The 1,309-nt window shown below is 48.1% G+C and carries 3 protein-coding genes; all 3 read left to right on the forward strand.

Annotation, left to right across the window (positions count from 1 at the left end; all coding sequences use genetic code 11):
- Positions 1–390, forward strand: a 390-nt coding sequence (locus tag ACTHS3_RS13465) for a non-canonical purine NTP pyrophosphatase (RefSeq protein ID WP_440368188.1), incomplete at its 5' end; no start/stop codon positions are given.
- 75 nt (positions 391–465) lie between these two features.
- The gene (locus tag ACTHS3_RS13470) at positions 466–975 is read left to right on the forward strand and encodes a hypothetical protein (RefSeq protein ID WP_440368189.1); all 510 of its coding nucleotides are present in this window, start codon (positions 466–468) and stop codon (positions 973–975) included.
- Positions 976–1,058: 83 nt separating this feature from the next.
- On the forward strand, positions 1,059–1,309 hold a 251-nt coding region (locus ACTHS3_RS13475), incomplete at its 3' end, for a thioredoxin (RefSeq protein WP_440368190.1).

Below are 1,309 nucleotides of genomic sequence, written 5' to 3' on the forward strand. Positions count from 1 at the left end.
GACGACTCCGGCATCTGCACCAACGCCTTAAACGGCGCACCCGGCATTTTCTCCGCACGTTATGCAGGCGAAAACCCCAAATCCGATGCCGCAAACAACGCCAAACTCTCTGCCGATCTTGCCGATAAAGACGACAAAAGCTGCTACTACGTCTGCGTACTCGTACTCGTCCGCCACGAAAACGACCCGCAGCCCATCATCGCCGAAGGCATCTGGCGCGGCCAATGGCAGGCCGAAGCAGCCGGTACAAACGGCTTCGGCTACGATCCGCATTTCTATTTGGCCGAACATGGTTGCACCACCTCCGAGCTTAACCCTGAAATCAAAAATGCCGAAAGCCACCGCGCTCAAGCATTGCGTGAATTGTTAAGAAAAATTGAATCCTTATAAATCGATAATAGGCCGTCTGAAAACCTGAAACGTTTTTTTAGATGTTCTAAATCCAACAAATAATGGAAGAAATCCATGTCCCCTAAGCAAATCTCGATTGTCGCCATCCGCTTGGTCGTTTTAATCGGTATCGTACAAACGCTTGGCAGCATCGCGACCATATTCGTACAGACAGAAAGCATGTATGACAGTAAACAAATCTCATCCGTACTGATGCTCTACGGCTTGTATTTAATTGCATGGCTGCTGCTATGGTGTTTCCCTGCCGCCATTGCCAACCGCCTGTTGCCCGAACATCTGCAAACAGCACAGGAGGCCCCAAAACACCCTGCACCATGGCTGACGACCGGTATTGTATTAATAGGCATATATACTGTTTTCCAAGCCATCCCCGACCTAATTTACCGGTTCTCTCTCTATCTTTTTGTACAGTCTATTGCTATCGACACACATACATCCGTTTGGGCGGACCTCGGCGCACAAAACCAAGCCGGTATACTTGCCAACATCGCGCAGCTTTTTATCGGCATTTTCCTGCTATTCGGTGCACCCAAACTCTCATCTTGGATGCGCAAAAGACTTTAACTACATAAAAACAACAGGCCGTCTGAAACCTTCAGACGGCCTACCTCACATTCATTCCCATGCCCAAGCCCACACCTGAAGAATTGGCAGCCTTTGCAAAACATGTCGCTGCCTTCATCCCAACCATACCTGACGAACTTCTGCAACTCATTGACAGTCAAGAAACTGCTATCGTCTTTTTAGGCAAACCAAGCTGTTCATACTGTCGCCGTTTTGTTGCAAAACTGTTTACCGTTTCGTTAAACAAACAACTTACCATCCGCTTTACAGACAGCAGCAACAAAGCAGCTTTAAAGACTTTTCGTGAACAACACGGCATCAAAACTGTTCCCGC

This window comes from Neisseria sp. P0009.S007, assembly GCF_051962515.1.

Excerpts from the sequence above, each read along its gene's own strand:
- ACTHS3_RS13470 (WP_440368189.1), top strand. The coding sequence starts at position 466 with ATGTCCCCTAAGCAAATCTCGATTGTCGCCATCCGCTTGGTCGTTTTA.